General features: G+C 55.0%; 22 protein-coding genes, 1 tRNA gene and 1 pseudogene. 9 read left to right on the top strand and 15 right to left on the bottom strand.

The genetic code is table 11. The annotated features are described in order from the left end of the window. Window positions 1–37: 37 nt before the first annotated feature. Both mgsA and ACDO57_RS10125 read right to left on the bottom strand, forming a co-directional pair. Window positions 38–496 (bottom strand): methylglyoxal synthase, encoded by a 459-nt coding sequence (mgsA, locus tag ACDO57_RS10130; protein ID WP_024907760.1) that lies wholly within the window; start codon window positions 494–496, stop codon window positions 38–40. Window positions 497–576: 80 nt separating this feature from the next. After that, a complete protein-coding gene (locus ACDO57_RS10125) occupies window positions 577–1,239 on the bottom strand; it encodes a DUF2057 family protein (RefSeq protein WP_024907759.1) in 663 nt (220 codons plus the stop codon). 173 nt (window positions 1,240–1,412) lie between these two features. Here ACDO57_RS10125 and ACDO57_RS10120 point away from each other — a divergent pair, with 173 nt between their 5' ends. Further along, window positions 1,413–1,826 (top strand): CoA-binding protein, encoded by a 414-nt coding sequence (locus tag ACDO57_RS10120; RefSeq protein WP_008499920.1) that lies wholly within the window; start codon window positions 1,413–1,415, stop codon window positions 1,824–1,826. 37 nt (window positions 1,827–1,863) lie between these two features. Here the strand turns inward: ACDO57_RS10120 and hspQ are convergent, their stop codons facing one another. Both hspQ and rlmI read right to left on the bottom strand, forming a co-directional pair. Then, window positions 1,864–2,181, bottom strand: coding sequence for a heat shock protein HspQ (gene hspQ / locus ACDO57_RS10115; RefSeq protein WP_008499919.1), 318 nt, complete (start codon window positions 2,179–2,181; stop codon window positions 1,864–1,866). 60 nt (window positions 2,182–2,241) lie between these two features. Next, the gene (gene rlmI, locus ACDO57_RS10110) at window positions 2,242–3,432 is read right to left on the bottom strand and encodes a 23S rRNA (cytosine(1962)-C(5))-methyltransferase RlmI (protein ID WP_248163791.1); all 1,191 of its coding nucleotides are present in this window, start codon (window positions 3,430–3,432) and stop codon (window positions 2,242–2,244) included. Between the two features lie 174 nt (window positions 3,433–3,606). Between rlmI and ACDO57_RS10105 the strand changes: the two genes are divergently transcribed. Genes ACDO57_RS10105 through yccX form a run of 3 tightly spaced genes read left to right on the top strand, consistent with a single transcriptional unit; the run spans window position 3,607 to window position 5,256 of the window. Beyond that, window positions 3,607–4,164, top strand: coding sequence for a kinase inhibitor (locus tag ACDO57_RS10105; protein ID WP_370883923.1), 558 nt, complete (start codon window positions 3,607–3,609; stop codon window positions 4,162–4,164). Between the two features lie 10 nt (window positions 4,165–4,174). Next, the gene (locus ACDO57_RS10100) at window positions 4,175–4,963 is read left to right on the top strand and encodes an AraC family transcriptional regulator (RefSeq protein ID WP_024907756.1); all 789 of its coding nucleotides are present in this window, start codon (window positions 4,175–4,177) and stop codon (window positions 4,961–4,963) included. A gap of 11 nt (window positions 4,964–4,974) precedes the next feature. Then, entirely contained in the window at window positions 4,975–5,256 is a 282-nt protein-coding gene (gene yccX, locus ACDO57_RS10095) for an acylphosphatase (protein WP_024907755.1), read from the top strand. Here yccX and tusE read toward each other — a convergent pair. The 6 genes from tusE to ACDO57_RS10065 all read right to left on the bottom strand — a co-directional run bounded on the left by tusE (window position 5,253) and on the right by ACDO57_RS10065 (window position 11,486). Next, window positions 5,253–5,582 (bottom strand): sulfurtransferase TusE, encoded by a 330-nt coding sequence (gene tusE / locus ACDO57_RS10090; protein ID WP_008499913.1) that lies wholly within the window; start codon window positions 5,580–5,582, stop codon window positions 5,253–5,255. The genes yccX and tusE overlap by 4 nt on opposite strands. A 68-nt stretch (window positions 5,583–5,650) precedes the next feature. Then, a complete protein-coding gene (locus ACDO57_RS10085) occupies window positions 5,651–6,202 on the bottom strand; it encodes a LuxR C-terminal-related transcriptional regulator (protein ID WP_090417494.1) in 552 nt (183 codons plus the stop codon). Window positions 6,203–6,212: 10 nt separating this feature from the next. After that, window positions 6,213–7,370: a CfaE/CblD family pilus tip adhesin gene (locus tag ACDO57_RS10080; protein ID WP_370883922.1), complete on the bottom strand. Its 1,158-nt coding sequence runs from the start codon at window positions 7,368–7,370 to the stop codon at window positions 6,213–6,215. A 1-nt stretch (window position 7,371) separates the two neighbouring features. Continuing rightward, window positions 7,372–10,089 (bottom strand): TcfC E-set like domain-containing protein, encoded by a 2,718-nt coding sequence (locus tag ACDO57_RS10075; protein WP_370883921.1) that lies wholly within the window; start codon window positions 10,087–10,089, stop codon window positions 7,372–7,374. A gap of 72 nt (window positions 10,090–10,161) precedes the next feature. After that, window positions 10,162–10,668 (bottom strand): CS1 type fimbrial major subunit, encoded by a 507-nt coding sequence (locus ACDO57_RS10070; RefSeq protein ID WP_061715619.1) that lies wholly within the window; start codon window positions 10,666–10,668, stop codon window positions 10,162–10,164. Window positions 10,669–10,742: 74 nt separating this feature from the next. After that, on the bottom strand, window positions 10,743–11,486 hold the full coding sequence (locus ACDO57_RS10065; protein WP_248273068.1) for a fimbrial protein: 744 nt from the start codon (window positions 11,484–11,486) through the stop codon (window positions 10,743–10,745). Window positions 11,487–11,795: 309 nt separating this feature from the next. On the opposite strand from ACDO57_RS10065, the gene ACDO57_RS10060 reads away from it, so the two are divergent. Both ACDO57_RS10060 and ACDO57_RS10055 read left to right on the top strand, forming a co-directional pair. After that, window positions 11,796–12,551: a winged helix-turn-helix domain-containing protein gene (locus ACDO57_RS10060; RefSeq protein ID WP_048991044.1), complete on the top strand. Its 756-nt coding sequence runs from the start codon at window positions 11,796–11,798 to the stop codon at window positions 12,549–12,551. Beyond that, window positions 12,548–13,024, top strand: a complete 477-nt coding sequence (locus ACDO57_RS10055) for a hypothetical protein (protein ID WP_370883920.1) — start codon at window positions 12,548–12,550, stop codon at window positions 13,022–13,024. Before ACDO57_RS10060 ends, ACDO57_RS10055 begins: the two co-directional genes overlap by 4 nt. A gap of 53 nt (window positions 13,025–13,077) precedes the next feature. On the opposite strand, the gene yccA is transcribed toward ACDO57_RS10055, so the two are convergent. Continuing rightward, complete coding sequence (gene yccA, locus ACDO57_RS10050) at window positions 13,078–13,737, bottom strand: FtsH protease modulator YccA (protein WP_061715617.1); 660 nt, start codon at window positions 13,735–13,737, stop codon at window positions 13,078–13,080. Between the two features lie 269 nt (window positions 13,738–14,006). Between yccA and ACDO57_RS10045 the strand changes: the two genes are divergently transcribed. After that, a complete protein-coding gene (locus tag ACDO57_RS10045) occupies window positions 14,007–15,635 on the top strand; it encodes an ABC transporter substrate-binding protein (RefSeq protein WP_248273065.1) in 1,629 nt (542 codons plus the stop codon). A 130-nt stretch (window positions 15,636–15,765) separates the two neighbouring features. After that, window positions 15,766–15,853 (top strand) — tRNA-Ser (locus ACDO57_RS10040). 65 nt (window positions 15,854–15,918) lie between these two features. On the opposite strand, the gene ACDO57_RS10035 is transcribed toward ACDO57_RS10040, so the two are convergent. Continuing rightward, window positions 15,919–16,323 (bottom strand): GNAT family N-acetyltransferase, encoded by a 405-nt coding sequence (locus tag ACDO57_RS10035; RefSeq protein ID WP_024907748.1) that lies wholly within the window; start codon window positions 16,321–16,323, stop codon window positions 15,919–15,921. Window positions 16,324–16,637: 314 nt separating this feature from the next. On the opposite strand from ACDO57_RS10035, the gene ACDO57_RS10030 reads away from it, so the two are divergent. Further along, window positions 16,638–16,895 carry a YjhX family toxin gene (locus ACDO57_RS10030; protein ID WP_021240841.1) on the top strand — a complete coding sequence of 86 codons (258 nt, stop codon included), beginning with the start codon at window positions 16,638–16,640 and terminating at the stop codon, window positions 16,893–16,895. A gap of 106 nt (window positions 16,896–17,001) precedes the next feature. Here the strand turns inward: ACDO57_RS10030 and ACDO57_RS10025 are convergent, their stop codons facing one another. From ACDO57_RS10025 to ACDO57_RS10015, 3 genes and pseudogenes are all read right to left on the bottom strand, one after another. Next, window positions 17,002–17,838, bottom strand: coding sequence for an alpha/beta fold hydrolase (locus ACDO57_RS10025; RefSeq protein ID WP_024907746.1), 837 nt, complete (start codon window positions 17,836–17,838; stop codon window positions 17,002–17,004). A 180-nt stretch (window positions 17,839–18,018) separates the two neighbouring features. Then, window positions 18,019–18,507: a diguanylate cyclase domain-containing protein gene (locus ACDO57_RS10020; protein ID WP_370884127.1), complete on the bottom strand. Its 489-nt coding sequence runs from the start codon at window positions 18,505–18,507 to the stop codon at window positions 18,019–18,021. A 24-nt stretch (window positions 18,508–18,531) separates the two neighbouring features. Continuing rightward, window positions 18,532–18,912: pseudogene (locus ACDO57_RS10015) on the bottom strand (PAS domain S-box protein); the annotation flags it as partial. Window positions 18,913–18,955 lie beyond the last annotated feature (43 nt).

Genomic DNA, 18,955 nt, shown 5'->3' with positions numbered 1-18,955 from the left:
AGGCCGGGTAAGGCGTAGCCGCCACCCGGCAAAAAAGCTACTTCAATCTGTCGGAAAGATAACGCTGATAGTCCGGAATGAGGATATCAACCGGCGAATTAAACTGCGGCGATTCGATGATGAAATCCGCCGTCGACAGGTTTGTCGCCACCGGAATATTCCACACCGTCGCCAGACGCAGCAGGGCTTTGACATCCGGGTCGTGCGGAACCGCGTTCAGCGGGTCCCAGAAGAAGATCAGCACATCAATCTTCCCTTCGGAGATCTGCGCGCCGACCTGCTGATCGCCGCCCATCGGGCCGCTCAGCATGGCATTCACCTGCAGACCCGTTTCGCGCTGGATCAGGTTACCGGTAGTACCGGTCGCCGACAGATCGTGCTTTTCCAGCGAAGACTGATGGCGGCGAACCCAGTTAAGCAGCATTTGTTTACAGTGATCGTGCGCCACCAGCGCAATGTGTTTGCGTTCAGGTAGCGTGCGTGTTGTCAGTTCCATAATCATATCCATCAGGTTAACTGCCTACACGATGACGGGAACCGTCTGACGCTGCAAGAGAAAGGCGTAAAAAATGTGGCTTATGATGAAGGTTGTTGTTTTGCCCACTGTAAAAACCGGGCCCGCGTGTCGGGATCGGCCTGCTGGAACCAGAATTTTAGGCGCTGTTCCGTCAGGGTCTGGGACTGGGGAGGAATGACGTCCAGTTCAGAGACGCCGGAAAGCAGCGTGCTGTCGTCAGCCATCATGGTGGCAAACTGAGGAAGCGACGCGCGTTTACCCGCTTTGTTATAGGTCTGGGTCGCGGCCTCGTAGTCCGGACCTTTTGGTGAGGTCGTCAGCGCCAGAATATCCAGCTTCACCAGAATCGGCATCGCATCCCCGTCCAGAAGTTCAATGCGGGGAGACGCGTCGAAGGCCGCCGATTCTTTCTCCGTTTCAAGCCGAGGCAGGGTAATATTGACCTGACTGATTTGCCGGGTATTAAAGCTGACGATCAGCGGCGGCGAGATATACATCCTTTGCTCGCGATTCGCCAGACCGATCGATTTTTCCACCCGGAATACCAGCTGATGCGGACCGTTATCCAGCTCGATGCTGTCCGCACCGCGCAATAACGAACTGGAGACCTTTTTTCCGTCCAGTACCAGGAGATCAATATCGGTAGAGAGCCGGAGCGTGGTAGCAAAAACGCAGACCGGCATCACTAACGCAATCAGAGCAGTGGCAATACCGGTTTTCATAGAAGGCTCCCGTCAGAAATCCTGTCGCCGCATTAATGTATCTAAATTTTTCGAGAATCATGTTTACTAACATATAGACATATTTCGCCGTTTTGCCCTCATGCATCGGTATGGGATGGATGGTTGAGATGTGCGGTTTGGCGTACACTTTTAAAAAAGCCAGGAGAAAAACCATGAAAGAGAACGATATTGCCGAGATTCTGACATCCACGCGTACCATTGCGCTGGTGGGCGCGAGCGATAAACCCGATCGTCCAAGCTATCGGGTAATGAAATACCTTCTCGATCAGGGCTATCACGTCATCCCGGTCTCGCCAAAAGTGGCGGGGAAAACCTTACTGGGCCAGCAGGGTTATGCCACGCTCGCTGACGTGCCGGAAAAAATTGATATGGTTGATGTCTTCCGAAACTCCGAGGCGGCGTGGGAAGTGGCGCAGGACGCTATCGCCGTCGGGGCGAAAACGCTGTGGATGCAGCTGGGCGTGATTAACGAGCAGGCTGCGGTGCTGGCGCGGGATGCGGGGTTAAACGTCGTCATGGATCGCTGTCCGGCGATCGACATCCCCCGTCTGGGGCTGGCGAAGTAATAAAAAAAAGCCCGTTCATCGGGCTTTTTTTACACGCTTAGTTCCGCAGGCGCGGAGCCTGTAACTGTTTGCGGATAGTCTGAGCAAGTTCATCCATAGTGGGTTGCTCCGGATGCTCTTCCTGCAGCTCGCTGCTCAGCTGCGCTTCAGCAAGATAGGTGTGAACGGGTTGTCCATCATCACCTTCCATCACCACATGGTACCAGGGCGCGGCGCGAAGCTCTGCATTCACCGCCAGCTCGTCTGCTGACGGTTCATCAAGGGAATACTCCGGGTCGATATCCACGACCACACCCAAATACCCGAGCAAAGTGTGGCGGACCTGCTGGCCGATACCGAATTTGCTGGCAATCATAGTCACCTCCCGGGAAATACGACTTACACGTTATGTGCGGGCAATATTTCTCTTTTCAAGTTACATGACGCGACAGGCAAACCCTTTCAGATACAGTCCTTCCGGGTAGGTAGCAATCACGGGGTGATCGGCTGCCTGACGGAACTGCTCTATAAATTGTACATCACGGCCAGCATCTATTGCGGCATCGGCGATGATTTTCTGAAATAAATCTGTGGTCATCAGGCCTGAGCAAGAGAAGGTGAGGAGAATCCCGCCCGGGTTCAGCAGCTGGATAGCCAGCATGTTGATATCTTTATACCCACGGCACGCGCCCATCAGCTGGCTTTTGTTTTCCACAAACTTGGGTGGATCCATCACGATGACGTCGAACTTCTCGCCCTGGTCGCGATATTTACGCAGCAGCTTGAAGACGTCATCACGCACAAACTCCGCTTTGCTCAGATCCAGCTTATTCAGCTCGACGTTCTGTTTTGCCACGTCGAGCGCTTCCTGTGAGGTGTCCACGCTCACCACCTGGGCACAGCCGCCCATCAGTGCCGAAACGGCAAAACCGCCGGTATAGGAGAAGCAGTTCAGCACGCGTTTGTCGGCAACGTACTGACGCGTAGCCAGACGGCTGTCGCGCTGGTCGAGGTAGTAACCGGTTTTGTGCCCGCCCTGAATATCCACCAGCAGCTTCATGCCGTGCTCTTCAATCGGCAGCAGGGCAGGCGGCAGTTCACCCGTGACCGGACCCTGCGTCAGCTCCATGCCCTCTTTTTTGCGCACCGCCACATCGCTGCGGTCGTAAATGGCGCACTGTGGGAACAGCGTTTGCAGCGCGCTAATCAGCGCGGCACGCTGGTATTCCGCTCCGGCGCTCAGGAGCTGCAGCACCAGGAAGTTACCGAAACGATCGATGGTCACGCCCGGCAGACCGTCGGACTCACCAGCAATCAGGCGGTAGCTGTCCAGCCCGTCGCGTTTTGCCAGCCACTCACGCCACTGCTGCGCCTGCTGCAGACGATGCACGAAGAAGTCGATGTCGATGGTTTCGTCTTTATCGAAGGTCCAGACGCGCGCGCGGATTTGGGACGCTGGCGAGTAAGCGCCTCGCGCTAACCATTTCCCCTGATGGTCAACGATATCAATGGTTTCACCGAGGCTGGCTTTGCCTTCCATACGGGCAACCGCGCCGGAAAAGACCCAGGGATGACGGCGCAGTAATGATTTCTCGCGCCCTTTGGCTAACACTAAACGTACACTCATAATTTGCTGTTCTGTCGATTTCAGGGAAATGGCGCGTAGATTACCACATTCAGCAAGGCGCAATCATCTGCGGATGCCGTTGAGCGTTTCGGCACAAAATCGAATCGCTTAGGCACATTACGGCATTGCAGCAGGCTTTACAGTAGGGCCTCCAGTTCAGCAGAGGAAGCACCCATGAAAAAGCGCAGTGTCATCACAATAGCCGCTCTGACGGCAATGAGTTTTCAGGTTTTCGCAGCAACGTCTTTCAGCATGACCAGCCGGGATATTTCCGGCGATCGGCGGTTGGCGCAGCAGCAGGTATTTGAGGGATTTGGCTGCCATGGTGGGAATACCTCTCCCCAGCTGGCATGGAAAAATCCGCCCGCCGGTACAAAAAGTTTTGCCGTTACGGTCTATGACCCTGATGCGCCCACCGGCAGCGGCTGGTGGCACTGGACCGTAGCCAATATACCGGCGAATACAATGACGCTGCCCGCTGATGCCGGTAACCCGAACGGCGAGAAATTACCTGCCGGCGTGGTGCAGGGGCGCAATGATTTCGGCTATTCTGGATTCGGCGGCGCATGTCCACCTGCCGGGGACAAGCCTCACCGCTATCAGGTGACCGTCTGGGCGCTGGATGTGGATAAACTGCCCGTCGACAAAAATGCCAGCGGCGCGCTGGTCGGTTTTATGATCAATAGTCACGTTCTGGCAAAGGCTCAGTTAACAGCAACCTACAGCAGATAAGGATGACAGGGTGCAGGAGTTCCATTTTCGACATAAACATCTTACTGCGGGTGAAGTGACTGCCAGCAAAATGCATCGCCTGCACCAGGTTAAACTCTTCTTTCCGGCTATTTGTCATATCACTCACGGCAGTAAGGTGATTGTTCAGGACGATAACCGCCTGGAGGCGACACGGGATCAACTCATCATTATCCCTGCCAATACGGTGATGGAGATTATCAATCAGCCCGCGAACGGCATGTTTCGATCGGACTTGCTCATGTTATCTCCGGAGATCGTTGCCGAGTTTAAAGCGCATTACCTGAAATCCTGGCCGCGCACGACGTTGCATTCGCTCTGCGCGCCGCTGAGCGAGGGGCTGGCGTTTATGTGGGATAACCTGCTGCACGCCGTGCGTCAGGATTTACCGGAGGCGCTACAAAAGCATCAGGCCTTCGGTCTGTTGCTGGCCTTGCTGCATGACGGCGTGGCAGGTCCGCTGCTTATTGAGCGAAACAGTAACCTGACCGAGCAGGTGCGGCAGTTCATTATGCTGTCGCCCGCCAGAGCCTGGAGCGCGCAGGACGTCGCCAGCCGTCTGGCCTTAAGCGTACCGACGCTGCGCAGGCGGTTACGCGAGGAGTCACAGAGTTTTCGCCAGATTGTGGAGGAGGTGAGGATGGCCGTTGCTTTGTCACAGCTACAGTCAACCCGATTACCAATTGGCGAAATCGCATTACAATGTGGGTATCTTTCCAGCTCTCGTTTCACCGCCCGTTTCCGGCAACACTACGGCTGTTTGCCGAAAACGCTACGTTAAGGAGAAGAAAAATGTCTAAAGTCTGCACCATTGCCTGGGTTCACGGCGTTGTTCAGGGCGTGGGGTTCCGCTACAGCACCCAGCGCGAGGCCGTTCAGCTTGGGCTAACGGGATACGCGCGAAACATGGACGACGGCAGCGTTGAGGTGGTCGCCTGCGGCGAAGCGGAGCAGGTCGACAAGCTGGTGGCGTGGCTGAAAGCGGGTGGGCCGCGTAGCGCACGGGTTGATAAGGTCTTAACAGAACCGCATCAGCCCGGGCGGGAATATATGAACTTCGGTATTCGCTACTAAATGCACTTCACCGGTTTTGGCAGGCCGGCAATTTTGGTGGCCTGTTTTGCCGGGCCTTTCGGGAACAGACGATAGAGATAGCGGCTGTTGCCTTTCTCTTCACCGAACTTATTGGCCATCGCCTTGACCAGCATGCGGATGGCCGGAGAGGTGTTGAATTCAAGGTAAAACTCGCGGACAAAACGCACCACCTCCCAGTGTTCGGGGGAGAGGGTAATCCCTTCGTTTTCCGCAATTTTCTCCGCCAGCGGTTCGCTCCAGAGCGTCGTATCTTTCAGATAGCCTTCGCTATCGGTCTCAATTTCCTGGCCTGCAAAAATGAACATAATCTTCTGTCGTAGGTAAAAAATCAGCGACAGTGTAGCAAAAAAGCGGGCTCAGGATAAACCGTGACCTACAGGAGCAGCTGAAGCAGGTTGTTGGCATTGAGCTTCTTCAGCGCGTTGCATTTATGGGTTGAAACCTGTTTCTCCGACATGTGCGTCACGATGGCAATGTGGCGGACCGGCAACCCGGTCAGCATCAGATCGAGCACGTTGAATTCAGGAACGGTCAGGCAACAGTCCAGGCTTCGAACGCGACGCGGCTCTTTTGCCAGCAAATACGCCGCATCGGCAACGGCGATCCTGTCGTCGATGATATAAACCGTTAGCGTACCGAAACGCTTGCGTAAATGCGTCGCCAGCGCCCACCCCTTTTCGTTGCAGACCAGATAAAGGCTGCCTTTCCAGCGGGCGGCTTCAAGCCTGAGCAAAATGTTGATCAGCGCCTGATGCGTCGCCGCCACGGAAAAACGGCAGCGGACGACCACAACGCGGCGGGTAAGCAGCGTTGGCTGCCATTGTACGGTATCGCTTATGACCTCTGGCTGGACGCCCCGACGCAGCAGCGCATAGCGCAACCCTTCGGCGTAAAATCGATTATTGTCGAGAATGGCGTAACTCACGGTGACCTCGTTATAACGTGCTGGGCGTATAGATAACGCGCAGCGTGCCGGTATAGTCGCCTGCGTTTTTGCTGCTGGCGGCAAACGCAGGCGTTTTCAGGATAATCGGCGCAGGAATGCACAGTACGCTCTCGCGTCCGCCCGGCAGCACGACCTGACGCAGATGCTGCGGATCGTTTGTGCCTTGCCAGACCAGGGTTTTACCGTTCGCGACCGTTTCGGTTGCGCCTGTGATTGGATTGGTGACGGAGACCCGATAATCGAGACGGTCCCGCGCATCGGTCTGGCTACCGCCGCGCCGCCGGATAGAAAACGCCCCTTCGGCACGCCCATCTGAGGGAAGCCCGTCGTCCTCAAAGCGAAGATAGGCACGGGTGCTGGTACTGTTTTTGCCGTCGTACAGGCACATATCCAGCGTGTTTTCCCCCTGGATCTCGCTGCCCCCGGGGCGCCCCGGGAAGTTGGTCAGGTTGAGGTTAACGATGGGCGTGGAGTGCGGAAAGGCCGGCAGATAAATCTGCTGGTTTCCCGGGTCGACCACCTCAATGCGAATATTGGCCTGCCATTTGGCGATGGTGAGATAGCCCGGACAGCCGACATTCACGTCATTGAAGTTCCCGCCGCAGTCGGCGCTTCCCCACTGGCGCAGGTTCTGCTTCAGCGTGGCGGTCCAGATCCCCGGCAGGGCGAGCTTATCCAGTTCGCTTTTTACGATGTAGAAATCGAAGTAAGGCTCTCTGTTCCATGCTGGGAGGTCGACAGTTCCTCCAGTCACGAAGCTGGCGAAAGTAAACACTCTGTTGTTGATAAACATATAGTGATCGCCATACACCTTGATATCCACCGTCTTGCTGGTGATGGCATGCGTAAAACGCAAGTTGATGGCATAAGGTGCGGCCGGGTTCGCCGAGAACCAGACCGGGGCGTTCATGCAGGCGCCGTTCGTGGTGTCAGTCCGGGACTCACAGGTCAGGGTATTACGCCCCCACTTTTGCGGATCGGCGGGGTCATAACCGCCCGATTCATGAAACCAGATGTCAAAACGCGCAGGCGGTGCCATACGATCGAAGCTGATTCCAACGCTGGAGTTTCGTCCCGCGGGGGCGCCCGCCAGCGTCTGGCCGGCCCACAGGCTTAACAGCAGTAAAATAAAGAGGCGTTTAATCACATCATTTCCCTTTAGTGAGGCTATCGGTATTCATGGCAGTCGGGCCAGCAGGGACCGACCGTCCGGCCAGCATCAGCTGCGCCTGCTGCTGGACTGCATCCGGCAGGGCGGAAAAGGTTAATTCCTTACAGGGAATCGAACCGACGTAACGCACGACGTCGCGCATGCTCTTCACGTTCAGCGCGCACTGATAAAATTGCTGCTGACGCACCAGGTAGAGGTTATGCAGCAGGGCGTCGCTTTGCGCGCTAAACCCGCCATTGCCAAGGTCGCTCCAGCCGTTCACGTTCAGCGGCACGCCGCCGATAAACGGCGAATGGCGCTCGTCGGTTAACTGGCCAAGCCAGGTGTAGCTTGCGGTAGTTTGCACGTCCCGGCGCAGCAGTTTGCCTGGCACCATAAACAGCGTTCTGCTGCCTGACCCTTGCGTGATTTCACTGCTGGCTCCCCGGGAGACGTCTAGCGATTCGTTAATCGTCAACGTCGTCTGCTGATAGCCCGGTACCGCGAAGAGGGCGCGGCTATTGCCCGGAATGTCTGCACTGCCGCTATTATCCAGCGACACGGCGACGCGCGGATCCTGAGCATCTTCCGGCGTGGCCACGTTCACCGCGACGGCGGAAGCAGGGCGACCGTCGCTCCAGCGGCCCAGCCATAGGCCAGAACGGGACAGCGCGAGCGTTGAGCTGTAGTTACCGCTGCTGCTCAGCGTATGGCGCCGATCCTGTCGATCCCAGGCATCGCTGACCGTCAGGCTTCCGTTGCCATATCGTCCGCCCTGGCGCGTATAGGCTGAGGTATTCAGCGAGTCGCTGTTAATGCCCGACGCGCTGAGGCCATACTCATTTTCACCGCGGGCATCGGCATACCAGTTATGCGCCACGCTGTAGCTCAGCTGGTTTTTTTCACGCTGCTGGTGCTGCCATGTCGCGCCCAGAGAGGTGTAGCTTGACGCATCACCCTGACGGTTATGCGCCATGGACAGGCTCACGCTCAGGTAGCCGCCTTTATCCCTGCCGTCGCGGGCGTCATCGTTACGCATAAACAGGTTAATGCTGCTGTTAATGTTCAGCCCATGGGTACTGAAGGCGTTGCTCAGGCCTCCCTGCCAGGCCCGCGTGCGCGTGCGGGTCATATAGACCGATTCCCACGGCAGACCCGCATCGTGGCGATCGTCGCTGTCCGGGAGCTCACGGCGTGAAACGTACCGGCCTTCGTTGCGGTTATCCGAATATCCCAGGCTCGCATACCAGGCGCCGACCGGGACGGAGAACATCACCGAGAGGGTGCGATAACAGCCGTTCACGGCGTCAAATCCCGCGCTTTGGGTGGTGCAGTTTTCAGCGGACAACGCGTTGCGATAGATGCTCAAAGAAAAACCGTCGTTGTAGCTGATTTGCTGAATATTGCCGCGCTGACCTTCGCTGCCGTAGAGGTAGCTAAACCGGGTACTCAGCACGCCATCGATCGGGCCCGCGTTGAAGCCCCGGCTCCAGTCGATCGCATTTTCCAGGAAACGCTGGTTTTTCTTGAACGTTGCGCCGCTGGTCAGCGCCAGCGTCGGGGTCACGGGCAGACGAACGCCCGCCTGCGCAACCGCGCTACGTTCTTCGTTTTGATCGCTATTATCGGTTTCGCCCGCCTGCAGGAACCACTCGACGCGGTCGAATGGCGTAATGCCGGTTCGGGTAAACGGCACCTGCTCGGTGCGCGTCAGCCGGTTATTTTCATAGATGGAGAGCGTCACGGTGTAGCTCCCGTCCGGGAACGAACGCGTGTCCAGGGTTTGCGCCCCGGCATTCAGATAAAAGCTCGCCAGCAGCTGATTGCCCCGGCGGGCGTCGATACGCGCGTCATGGGAAAGCAGCACGGTCACAGGGGTTCCCTTCGACTGCTGAACCGGGTTCATCCATGCCCTTGTTGAACCCGTGCGCAGGCCGCGAATTTTGCCCAGCGGCAGCTGGCTGAGGTTGATATTCCCACCGGCGTTGCTGAACAGATCGCGGGTATCCATCTCGCCCAGCTGAACATAGTACTGACGCAGAATATCCTGGCGAAACCAGGCGTTGTTGACGGTGACCTCCTGCTGCTGCTTCTGCCGTGAACGCTGCCCCAGCCAGGTCCAGTCGAGATTCGCATAGCCGTCCTGCGTGAGCGCCAGCGCGCCGTTGCCCTGCACGGTTGCCGACTGATAATCCCTGTCGGCAACGAAGTTAATGTTTTGCTGATGGATCAGCGCATTTTCGGTGCCCTGAGTAGGCTGATACCATTGATTCTCTGCCGTCTGCTTAGGCAGAAATTTCTTGTCCAGGAACAGGTTAATGCGGGCGTTATTCTCGTCATAAATAATGGCCGCGCGGTCGGTATCGATGTAATCACAGCCCGCTGCGGAGCCGTTGCTGCTGCAGGCCAGGTTGCCGTTACGGGCAAGCGGAACGGCCAGCGCGGCAGACACGGTGGCAACAAGCGATGGGTCGTCATTAAACCGGCGTTTGATGGCCGCTACCACGGTTTCAGGTGCGACAAAGCTGACCGTTTCAAGCGTGATATCCGTTTCAAAAAGGCCAAGCGCCTCGCCATAGAGGTTCACCTCTGTCCACAGGCGCTGCGTCTTCGCCAGATCTTCAAAACCTGGCGGGACGGCCATCCCGGCGCAGGCGAGTTGGATGGAAGCGGGTAACAAAGCAACAAAGAGGAGGGTATTTCTGTGAAACGCCATGAACGAGCCTCGACATCATCCTGACGTCAGAGGGTGAGCACCCTCTGACGTTATTCCTTAGGTGCAGTGGTGTTACGCACCGCCTTCCGTGGTCGTCGCCTGCGTCAGCATCAGGCTGACAACGCCGCTGTACTGACCGGTTTTCAGAATGCCTTTGGTGGTCTGGGAAATGGTCAGCGGCAGTACCGCTGAACCGTTTTCAATGCTCCCCGGGAACAGTTCGGCGCCTGTATATTCCACATCTGCGGTAGAGAGGGTTTTATCACCCAGAATCACCGTCATTGGGATGGTCTCAGCACCGTCAGCATTCGCCAGCTTCGCGGCGCTAACCAGACGGACTTTTACGTTGCTGGTCGCGGAGTTAGACCACACCTTGGTATTCAGGCGGTAGCTTTCCAGGCCACGGCCAGGCAGGTACTGCATATCGATGCTTGCCGGCAGCGGCGTGTTATCGGCCTGGGTCATATCCAGCTGTGAATCAACGCTGGCGTTGACGGTAATATCTTTTTGAATCGCCAGCGCGCTAACGGACGTGGTCATCGCGGCAACAATCATCAGAGGTTTAAAATACTTACGCATTGATATCTCCATATTTACAAATGAGCACCCTGGCTCTTTAAACAAACCCTTTGGGTCTTTACGGTAACGTCGTGTTATTGCACGACGGGTAAATCAGCTTCTTCAGCGGTTTTATTCAGCCAGTTGAAGTAGCGGAATTTATATTTCTGGCCTTGTACCTTCGCGAGCGTTTTTAATTTCCGTTCGGTGTCCGGATAAATCGTCGCGTCTTCTTTAATCCATCTGCACGACGAATCCGCATCACAAATACCGATCTCTCTGAGCGGCACGCGCAACGTGCCGCTGTTTTTTAACGTTCCCCTCTGAGGGTCAATTGACAGCGCAACCACGCTTTTTTTCGGTGCGAGATGGATCAGGGCACCCCAGATCACATTTACGCCCAGCCTTGCCGTCGCAGCAGGGCTTTCTGCTTTGCCCGCAATAATGCTGTCAGGCTGCTTGACCCCTTCAAAATAGACGCGCCAGGTCGTCTCTTTTTCCGGGGGCGTAAGCGATACCAGGCGAACCACGCGCATTGCGCCTGCCGCAAGGGCGAATTTTTCCGGCGTGACAACAACGCCACCCTCTTTCCACGACGCCACATCAATTTCTTTTTCCAGGGCCGTGCCGGGATTAAGAATTTTCTTTTGCCTCACCCGAATGAACTGAATATCATCCGTTTTTGACGCCACCTTAATTTGCGCCGCACCGGACTTATCTACGTTAAGTTCCATGGGATACACGCTCATATTGGCCAGTGCCATTTCCGGGAAAAATGGCAGTGACAGCGCGGCGACATAAAGGGCGGTTGTGACGCTCACTCTTTTTTTCTGTTTCACAATCAAGTCTGCCTGCTCTGAGTTTAAAGGCGGCGCGTTAACACCAGGACACCGTCTGCTTTCGTATCGCTTCAGGGCAGGGAAACTTTAACCAGAACAGCGGTTTGTGAAAATTTGTATTAATTAACTCGTTATATACAGTTTTTTATCCTGATTTTCTGGCTTTAAGGTTGTATAGTTAAGCGAAAATACCGCGACCAGGGATGGGGAGAAAATTCCTTCTGATGAGAAAATAAGCAAGTCAGGAGAGGGTTTTCATGTCGATGTACCAGGGATTAAAAAGCATGCGGTAACAGCCGAGAATAAAAGATGTTTTTTATATGCAATAATTCGTTGTTATTTGATCCTGAAGCACATGCAATAAGTCTTGTTGGACAACCGGAATCTGTATTAACGCTTTCGGCACCCGCCGTTCGCCTTTTACAGGAATTTATTAAACACAAAGGGCATGACCTGAGTCGGGAGGAATTGATTACCCGCGTGTGGGAGGAGTTTGGCTTTACGCCATCGGGAAATAATCTCAATAAAGCGGTGAGCGAATTACGTAAAAGCTTCCAGGCACTGGGAGAGGGGTACGAATTTATCGTAACCGTACCTCGTTATGGGTTTCGTTTTGAGGCCGATGTGATTTTTCAGCCCGGAGAGAGTATTCAACCCGCTGAGCCGCAGCCTCCGTCTGCACCGCAAGTGGAAAAGCCTCAGCGCGCTTCCCTGAAAAGGTGGGGGATTCCGGCCATATTGATTATTGCTGCATTGGGGGCGAGCTTCTACTTTAGCCGGCAGCAGGGGATATTCGTCCCGGCGAAACTCATGCCGGTTAAGGAGAAAATCGCGCGTTGTCGTCTCTGGATTATCAACGATCACGGAAGACCGCTGGTGTTATCGAAATTAGCGGCGCAGCTGGCGGCCAATAACGTGGCGTGCGAACGTGAGGAGTACGACATTTATTATTTCAGCGCCCGTTTTTCTATTGCCGCCGCAGATGAGGTGTTCATTGGCGCCTGCCCGGTCAGTAAATCCAGCCTGTGTAAAACCATCCGTTATAAAAGCGGGGCCCAAAAATGAAAATAAAACTTCTCTTTGGTCTGGGTGGTGTGTTGGTCGGCAGTGCCCTGGCGCTGTTTTACTATTCCGGCTGTGTGTTTAAAAAGGATGTGCTGGCCTGTAGCACCGAATTTAACTTTACGCGCAATGAGGGAAAAACCAGCGAAGTGAAGGTCACTACCGTTGCCCAGTTCTATTTTCATCGGGACGGTACCGGAGTGACCACCTATAAAGGCGCGGCAAGGGCTGACGGGCAAAATCTGATCGTTGACAGGGACGTGGACTTTACCTGGCAGCAGCGGGACGATGATAACGTCATTGTATTGAGCTACACCGAAACCTGGCGTCGACACAACGACAATACGCCTGACGCCCAGTGGGGGAGCTTTGCCAGTCCGACTGCACGCTACTACCTCACGATCTCTGAACTCTCGCCTTCCGTGTGGCTGATTCAGGACCGGCGCTATCCGACCTATATTTGCCGGGGTGAGTAGGGCATAAAAAAAGGAGAATGCCGGGGCATTCTCCTTTTTCATATCCGTTGTGCTTAATCGCGACTGGCGAAGCCCAGGATGCTCAACAGGCTGACGAAGATGTTGTACAGCGACACATAGAGGCTCACGGTGGCGCGGATATAGTTCGTCTCACCGCCGCGAATGATGTTGCTGGTTTCAAACAGGATCGCGCCAGAAGAAATCAGAATAAACACGGCGCTGATCGCCAGATGCAGGGCAGGCAGCTGCAGGAAGATGTTTGCCACCATACCCACCAGCACAACTACCACACCCGCCATCAGCATACCGCCGAGGAAGGACATGTCCTTACGGGTGGTCAGCACGTAGGCCGAGCAGCAGAAGAACACCAGCGCGGTACCGCCCAGCGCCATGCCGATAAGATCGCCCATACCGGCAGACAGATACGCGTTCAGCATCGGCCCCAGAATGTAGCCCAGGAAGCCAGTGAAGGCAAACGCAGACAGAATACCGACCGGTTTGTCAGCGGTTTTGTAGGTCAGGAACATCAGACCATACATGCCCACCAGGGTCAGGATCAGCCCCGGAGACGGCAGCATCAGCACGGTGCTGACGGTGGCGGTGATCGCCGAAAACGCCAGCGTCAGGCTAAGCATGAAATAGGTATTGCGCAGCACCTTGTGGGTACTGAGTAGCGATGTGCGGTCGCGCGAAGAAGTAATTATACGATCCATGAGTCACTCTCTTATGACAGATGTAATTAGCGGAAAGAATAGGAAACGGGGCGCCAGTCTCAAAGTGGTTTTACCCATCTTTACTCAGCACGTTAGCGCTGGAGGTGGTTATTTCTTCTGCAGAAGTGCGTTTCACCAGTATGAACAGCGGTTTGCGACAATTTACCAGATCAAGCTCTTATAGGTTACTGAAAAATATTGCATTATTACCATTCGAACGCTAAGAGTTATTTCCGGATCGTCATAAAACAGACAATAAGGCGAAGGAAATGAAACCACAAACACGCACGAACTTTACACTCTCTTTGTTAACCGCAGGGATCCTGTGCGCCAGCACGGCTGCCTGGGCGGCTAACGTGCCGGCAGGAACCCAATTGGCAGAGAAGCAGGAACTGGTCAGGAACAACGGTAATGAGCCGGCCTCGCTCGACCCGCATAAAGTCGAAAGCGACGTCGAATTCAATATTATCAGCGATTTATTCGATGGGCTGGTCAGTGTCTCCCCGACGGGGGACATTCAGCCACGGCTGGCGGAAAAATGGGAGAACAAGGACAACACCGTCTGGACGTTCCATTTGCGTCCGGGCATCACCTGGAGCGATGGCACTGCCATCACCGCGGAAGATGTGGTCTGGAGCTGGCAGCGTCTGGTTGATCCTAAAACCGCTTCTCCGTACGCCAGCTATCCAGGCAACATGCACATTGTGAATGGTGCGGATATTGCGCAGGGGAAAAAAGCCCCCGATACGCTGGGCGTGAAAGCGATAAACGACACCACGCTGGAAGTCACTTTGACGCAGCCTAATGCGGCATTCCTGGCCATGCTGGCGCACCCGTCACTGGTGCCGGTGGACAAAGTGCTGATTGGCCGCTTTGGCGACAAGTGGACCAAGCCTGAACATATCGTCACCAGCGGGGCGTATAAGCTGTCGCAGTGGGTGGTCAACGAACGCATTGTGGCGGAGCGCAACCCGCGCTACTGGGATAATGACCATACCGTGATTAACAAGGTGACGTATCTGCCTATCACCTCCGAGGCCGCAGATGTGAACCGCTATAAAGCGGGCGAAATTGACATTGTCTACACGGTGCCGATTAACCAGTTTGCCCAGCTCAAGAAAACCCTGGGCAGCCAGCTGGACGTTTCACCTCAGCTTGCGACCTATTACTACGAATTCAATACCACCCGTCCGCCGTTCAACGACGCGCGCGTGCGCAAGGCGCTGAACATGGCGCTCGATAAAGACATCATTGCCGGAAAAGTATTAGGGCAGGGGCAGCGCCCGGCGTGGCTCATCAGCCAGCCGGATATTGGCGGCGTTAAGCTCCAGAACCCGGATTACGCCAGTTGGCCGCTGGACAAGCGCATCGCGGAGGCGAAAAAGCTGCTGAACGAGGCCGGATATAATGCCAGCCATCCTCTGAGCTTCAACCTGCTCTATAACACCTCTGAATCGCACCAGCGCATCGCGATTGCGGCCAGCTCCATGTGGAAGAAAAACCTCGGCGTGGACGCGAAGCTGCAAAATCAGGAGTGGAAGACCATGCTGGATACCATGCACACCCACAATTTTGATGCGGTGCGTTACGCCTGGATTGCCGACTACGACGACGCGGCGACGTTCCTGAACAACTTCCGCACCGGCGACAGCGAAAACACCAGTCAGTACAGCAATCCGGAATACGACCAGGCGCTGCTCAATGCTGCAAAAGCCAAAACAGCGGAAGAGCGGGGTAAGTACTACCAGCAGGCGGAAGATCTACTGGGGCGCGATGTGCCTGCCATTCCGGTTTATCACTATGTCCGCACGCACCTGGTTAAACCGTGGGTCGGTGGATTTACGCCGGATAAGCTCGGGTACTATTACACGAAAGACATGTACATCAAAAAACACTAAGCCTGTGCTGATAAAATCGTCGATGTGTCGTCAGTTCAACCGATTAAACACGTTTTGACTATTTTTACAGCGAACGAGTGCCACCACTCTTTACAGCACGCGGTGAGGTGTTTATAGTTCGCCTCACTTAGGAAGTGTGGCCGAGCGGTTGAAGGCACCGGTCTTGAAAACCGGCGACCCGAAAGGGTTCCAGAGTTCGAATCTCTGCGCTTCCGCCAGATATAAACCCCAGGTTACTCGTTAACCTGGGGTTTTTATTTTTGTCTTAACGCGGATTTGCCCTTCACCAGACTCTGGCCATCCCTTCGCTTGCCGGGCGAACGAGCGTAAAACCAAATTTTGCATAAAGCTCAGGAACATCGGCCATTAAGCAAACGTACGCTCCTTTACAGGCGTGGTTATCCAGCCAGGCAACAAGCGTTTCCATAATGATTCTGCCCAGCCCTTTCCCCTGATGAAGCGGATCAACCGCGACGTCGACAATATCAAAATTCAACGCACCATCCCCCACGATGCGCCCCATACCGACCGGTTTTCCCTGAAACACTATATGCATGCCATAGCAGCTGCCGGGCAGCGCTTTTTGTGCCGCTTCCAGCGGGCGAGGGCTAAGACCCGAGATCTCGCGCAGCCGGCAAAACGCTTCTGCAGTGGGGACGGTTTCAACCACGGTATAGTTATCAGGCATAAGAGGAGCTCCAGTCGGTGTTCAGTAAAGGGTTTCAGTCTGGCAGTAAAATTGACGAAAGACGATTTTACGGACCGATCCCGTTCACACTTTTAACTTCCCGCTATTCCCCTGTAAAAAACAGGCGTTATCATTCACCCCGTAAATACCTTTTTATCTCTTACCGAGGCTTTGATGCTGGAGAATGTTTTCATCAGATAATCAGCTTCCCGCCCTTTTCAGGACGGACTGGTTATCGCTGCGCTTAAACCTTACGCACGCACCTGCGGGTGTGGGCTCGTTTTTACGCATGATGATTACACAGGTTTTCCAGTATGAATTTATCCCGTCAGGAACAACGTACCTTACACGTTCTCGCCAAAGGTGGACGTATTGTGCACGTCCGCGACAGTTCTGGCCGCGTCACGTCCGTTGAGTGCTACACCCGCGAAGGGCTGGTGCTGAGCGACTGTACGCTCAGCGTCTTTAAAAAACTCCGCACCAAAAAGCTGATCCGTTCCGTGAACGGGCAGCCTTACCGAATCAACACCACCGGGCTGAACAACGTTCGCGCCCAGCTGGATAATCGCTAAGCGGAATAAACAACGCCACCCTCGGGTGGCGTTCATGCATTGAACGGGATATCGTGGCGGAATGTAGGCCGGGTAAGCGCAGCGCCACCCGGCAAGAAACGCGGCGTTATGAGCGAATAAAAGCCAGAATGTCCGCGTTGATGGTATCCGCATGAGTGGTATGCATCCCGTGCGGGAAGCCCGGATAAATTTTCAGCACGCTGTTCGCCAGCAGCTTGTCCTGCAGCAGGGCAGCATTTTTATAAGGCACGACCTGATCGTCATCGCCCTGCAACACCAGAACGGGAACCGTGATGGTTTTCAAATCTTCCGTCTGGTCGGTCTCTGAAAACGCCTTAATCCCCTCGTAGTGGGCCTTAGCGCTCCCGATCATCCCCTGACGCCACCAGTTCTGGATCGTGCCCTGTGAAACGTCCGCGCCATCGCGATTAAAGCCGTAGAAAGGACCGCTGGCAACGTCGAGGTAAAACTGGGCGCGGTTAGCCGCCAGCGCTTTGCGGAAGCCGTCGAAAACCTCAATGGGCGTGCCGCCGGGGTTAGTTTCGGTTTTTACCATCAGAGGGGGAACGGCGCTGACGAGCACCGCTTTGGCGACGCGCCCCTGCGGTTGGCCATACCGCGCAACATAGCGGGCGACCTGGCCGCCGCCGGTGGAGTGACCGACGTGCACGGCATTACGCAGATCCAGGCTTTCAACCACGGCTGACGCATCGGCCGCATAATGATCCATATCGTGGCCTTCACTCACCTGGTCCGAACGCCCATGACCACGGCGATCGATAGCGATAACGCGATAGCCTTCTGCAAGGAAGAAGAGCATCTGGTTATCCCAGTCATCGGCACTTAGCGGCCAGCCGTGGTGGAAAACAATCGGTTGGGCCTCTTTGGGACCCCAGTCTTTGTAGTAAATGTTGACGCCGTCTTTCGTGGTTACGAATGCCATACCGCAGACTCCTCTGTTAAAGGCAAAATGATCCCCGGCTGAGCGCACAGCGAATCATTAATGCCTTAATTAAGTTGGCTTTTTTCTGTTTCCCGTACCGACAGTACTCCTAAAGTGTAGGAGAAATAGTAAAAGCAGTCGGTTTCATTTCTGTTAAAGGCATCCAAAGCGCCAGCTCCATCATCGTTCTCCCGGCGTAACCCGCTTGCGGGTATACATCGCCTTGTCTGCGCTATTGAGCAACGTATCGGCATCACACGCATCATGCGGAAAGCGTGCAATACCAATGCTGCCTGAGATGGAAATCACCTGCTCGTTAATCAAAAATGACTGTGCCAGCGCGGCGCTGATCTTTTCCGCCGTGTGTGTAGGTAAGGCATCATCGGTCGTTAAATCGGGGAGCAGGGCGACAAACTCATCGCCACCGAGTCGGGCAACCGTGTCGCCTTCGCGCAGTACGCTTTGCAGACGAAATGCCACCAGCCGCAGCAGCTCGTCGCCAACGGCATGACCATGCAGATCGTTCACCGGTTTAAACCGGTCGAGGTCGATAAACAGCAGCGCCACTTCTTTATCGTGAGCGATAGCCTGGGCGATCGCCAGTTCCAGACGGTTAACCAATAATCTCCGGTTCGGTAACCCCGTCAGGGCATCAAAGTTAGCGTGCAGCCAGGCAATATGTTCACGCTGTTTGCGATCGGTAATATCGCGAATAAAGGCTGAAAATATTTGCTTACCCGCCTGCTGATGCGGCCATATCGAGAGCTCAATAGGAAACTCGCCTTTGGTGCGATGCAGCGCAGCAATCTCGATAGTGCGGTTGAGAATATTCGACGGTTGTCCGGCCTTAAAGCGCATCAGGCCACGTGCGTGCTGCTCGCGAAACGCTTCCGGCACGATCATCTTGCCAAGACTGTTGCCTATCGCTTCCTCCGCTGACCAGCCAAACATGCGCTATGCCGCCTGGTTCCAGTTCACAACGTTACCGGCATGATCGATGGTTATCACCGCATCCTGCGCGGTTTCAACCAGCTGACGATGGTACTCTTCACTCTCTTCCAGCGCCTGCTTCATCGACTCTATCTGGCTGATGCTCTCCTGCAGTTCGCTGTGCATT

The organism is Enterobacter cloacae complex sp. 2015409, from assembly GCF_041365315.1.
GTDB lineage: Bacteria > Pseudomonadota > Gammaproteobacteria > Enterobacterales > Enterobacteriaceae > Enterobacter > Enterobacter pseudoroggenkampii.
The sequence above is the reverse complement of the archived record's forward strand: the minus strand, read 5'-3'. Positions and strand labels throughout refer to the sequence as shown.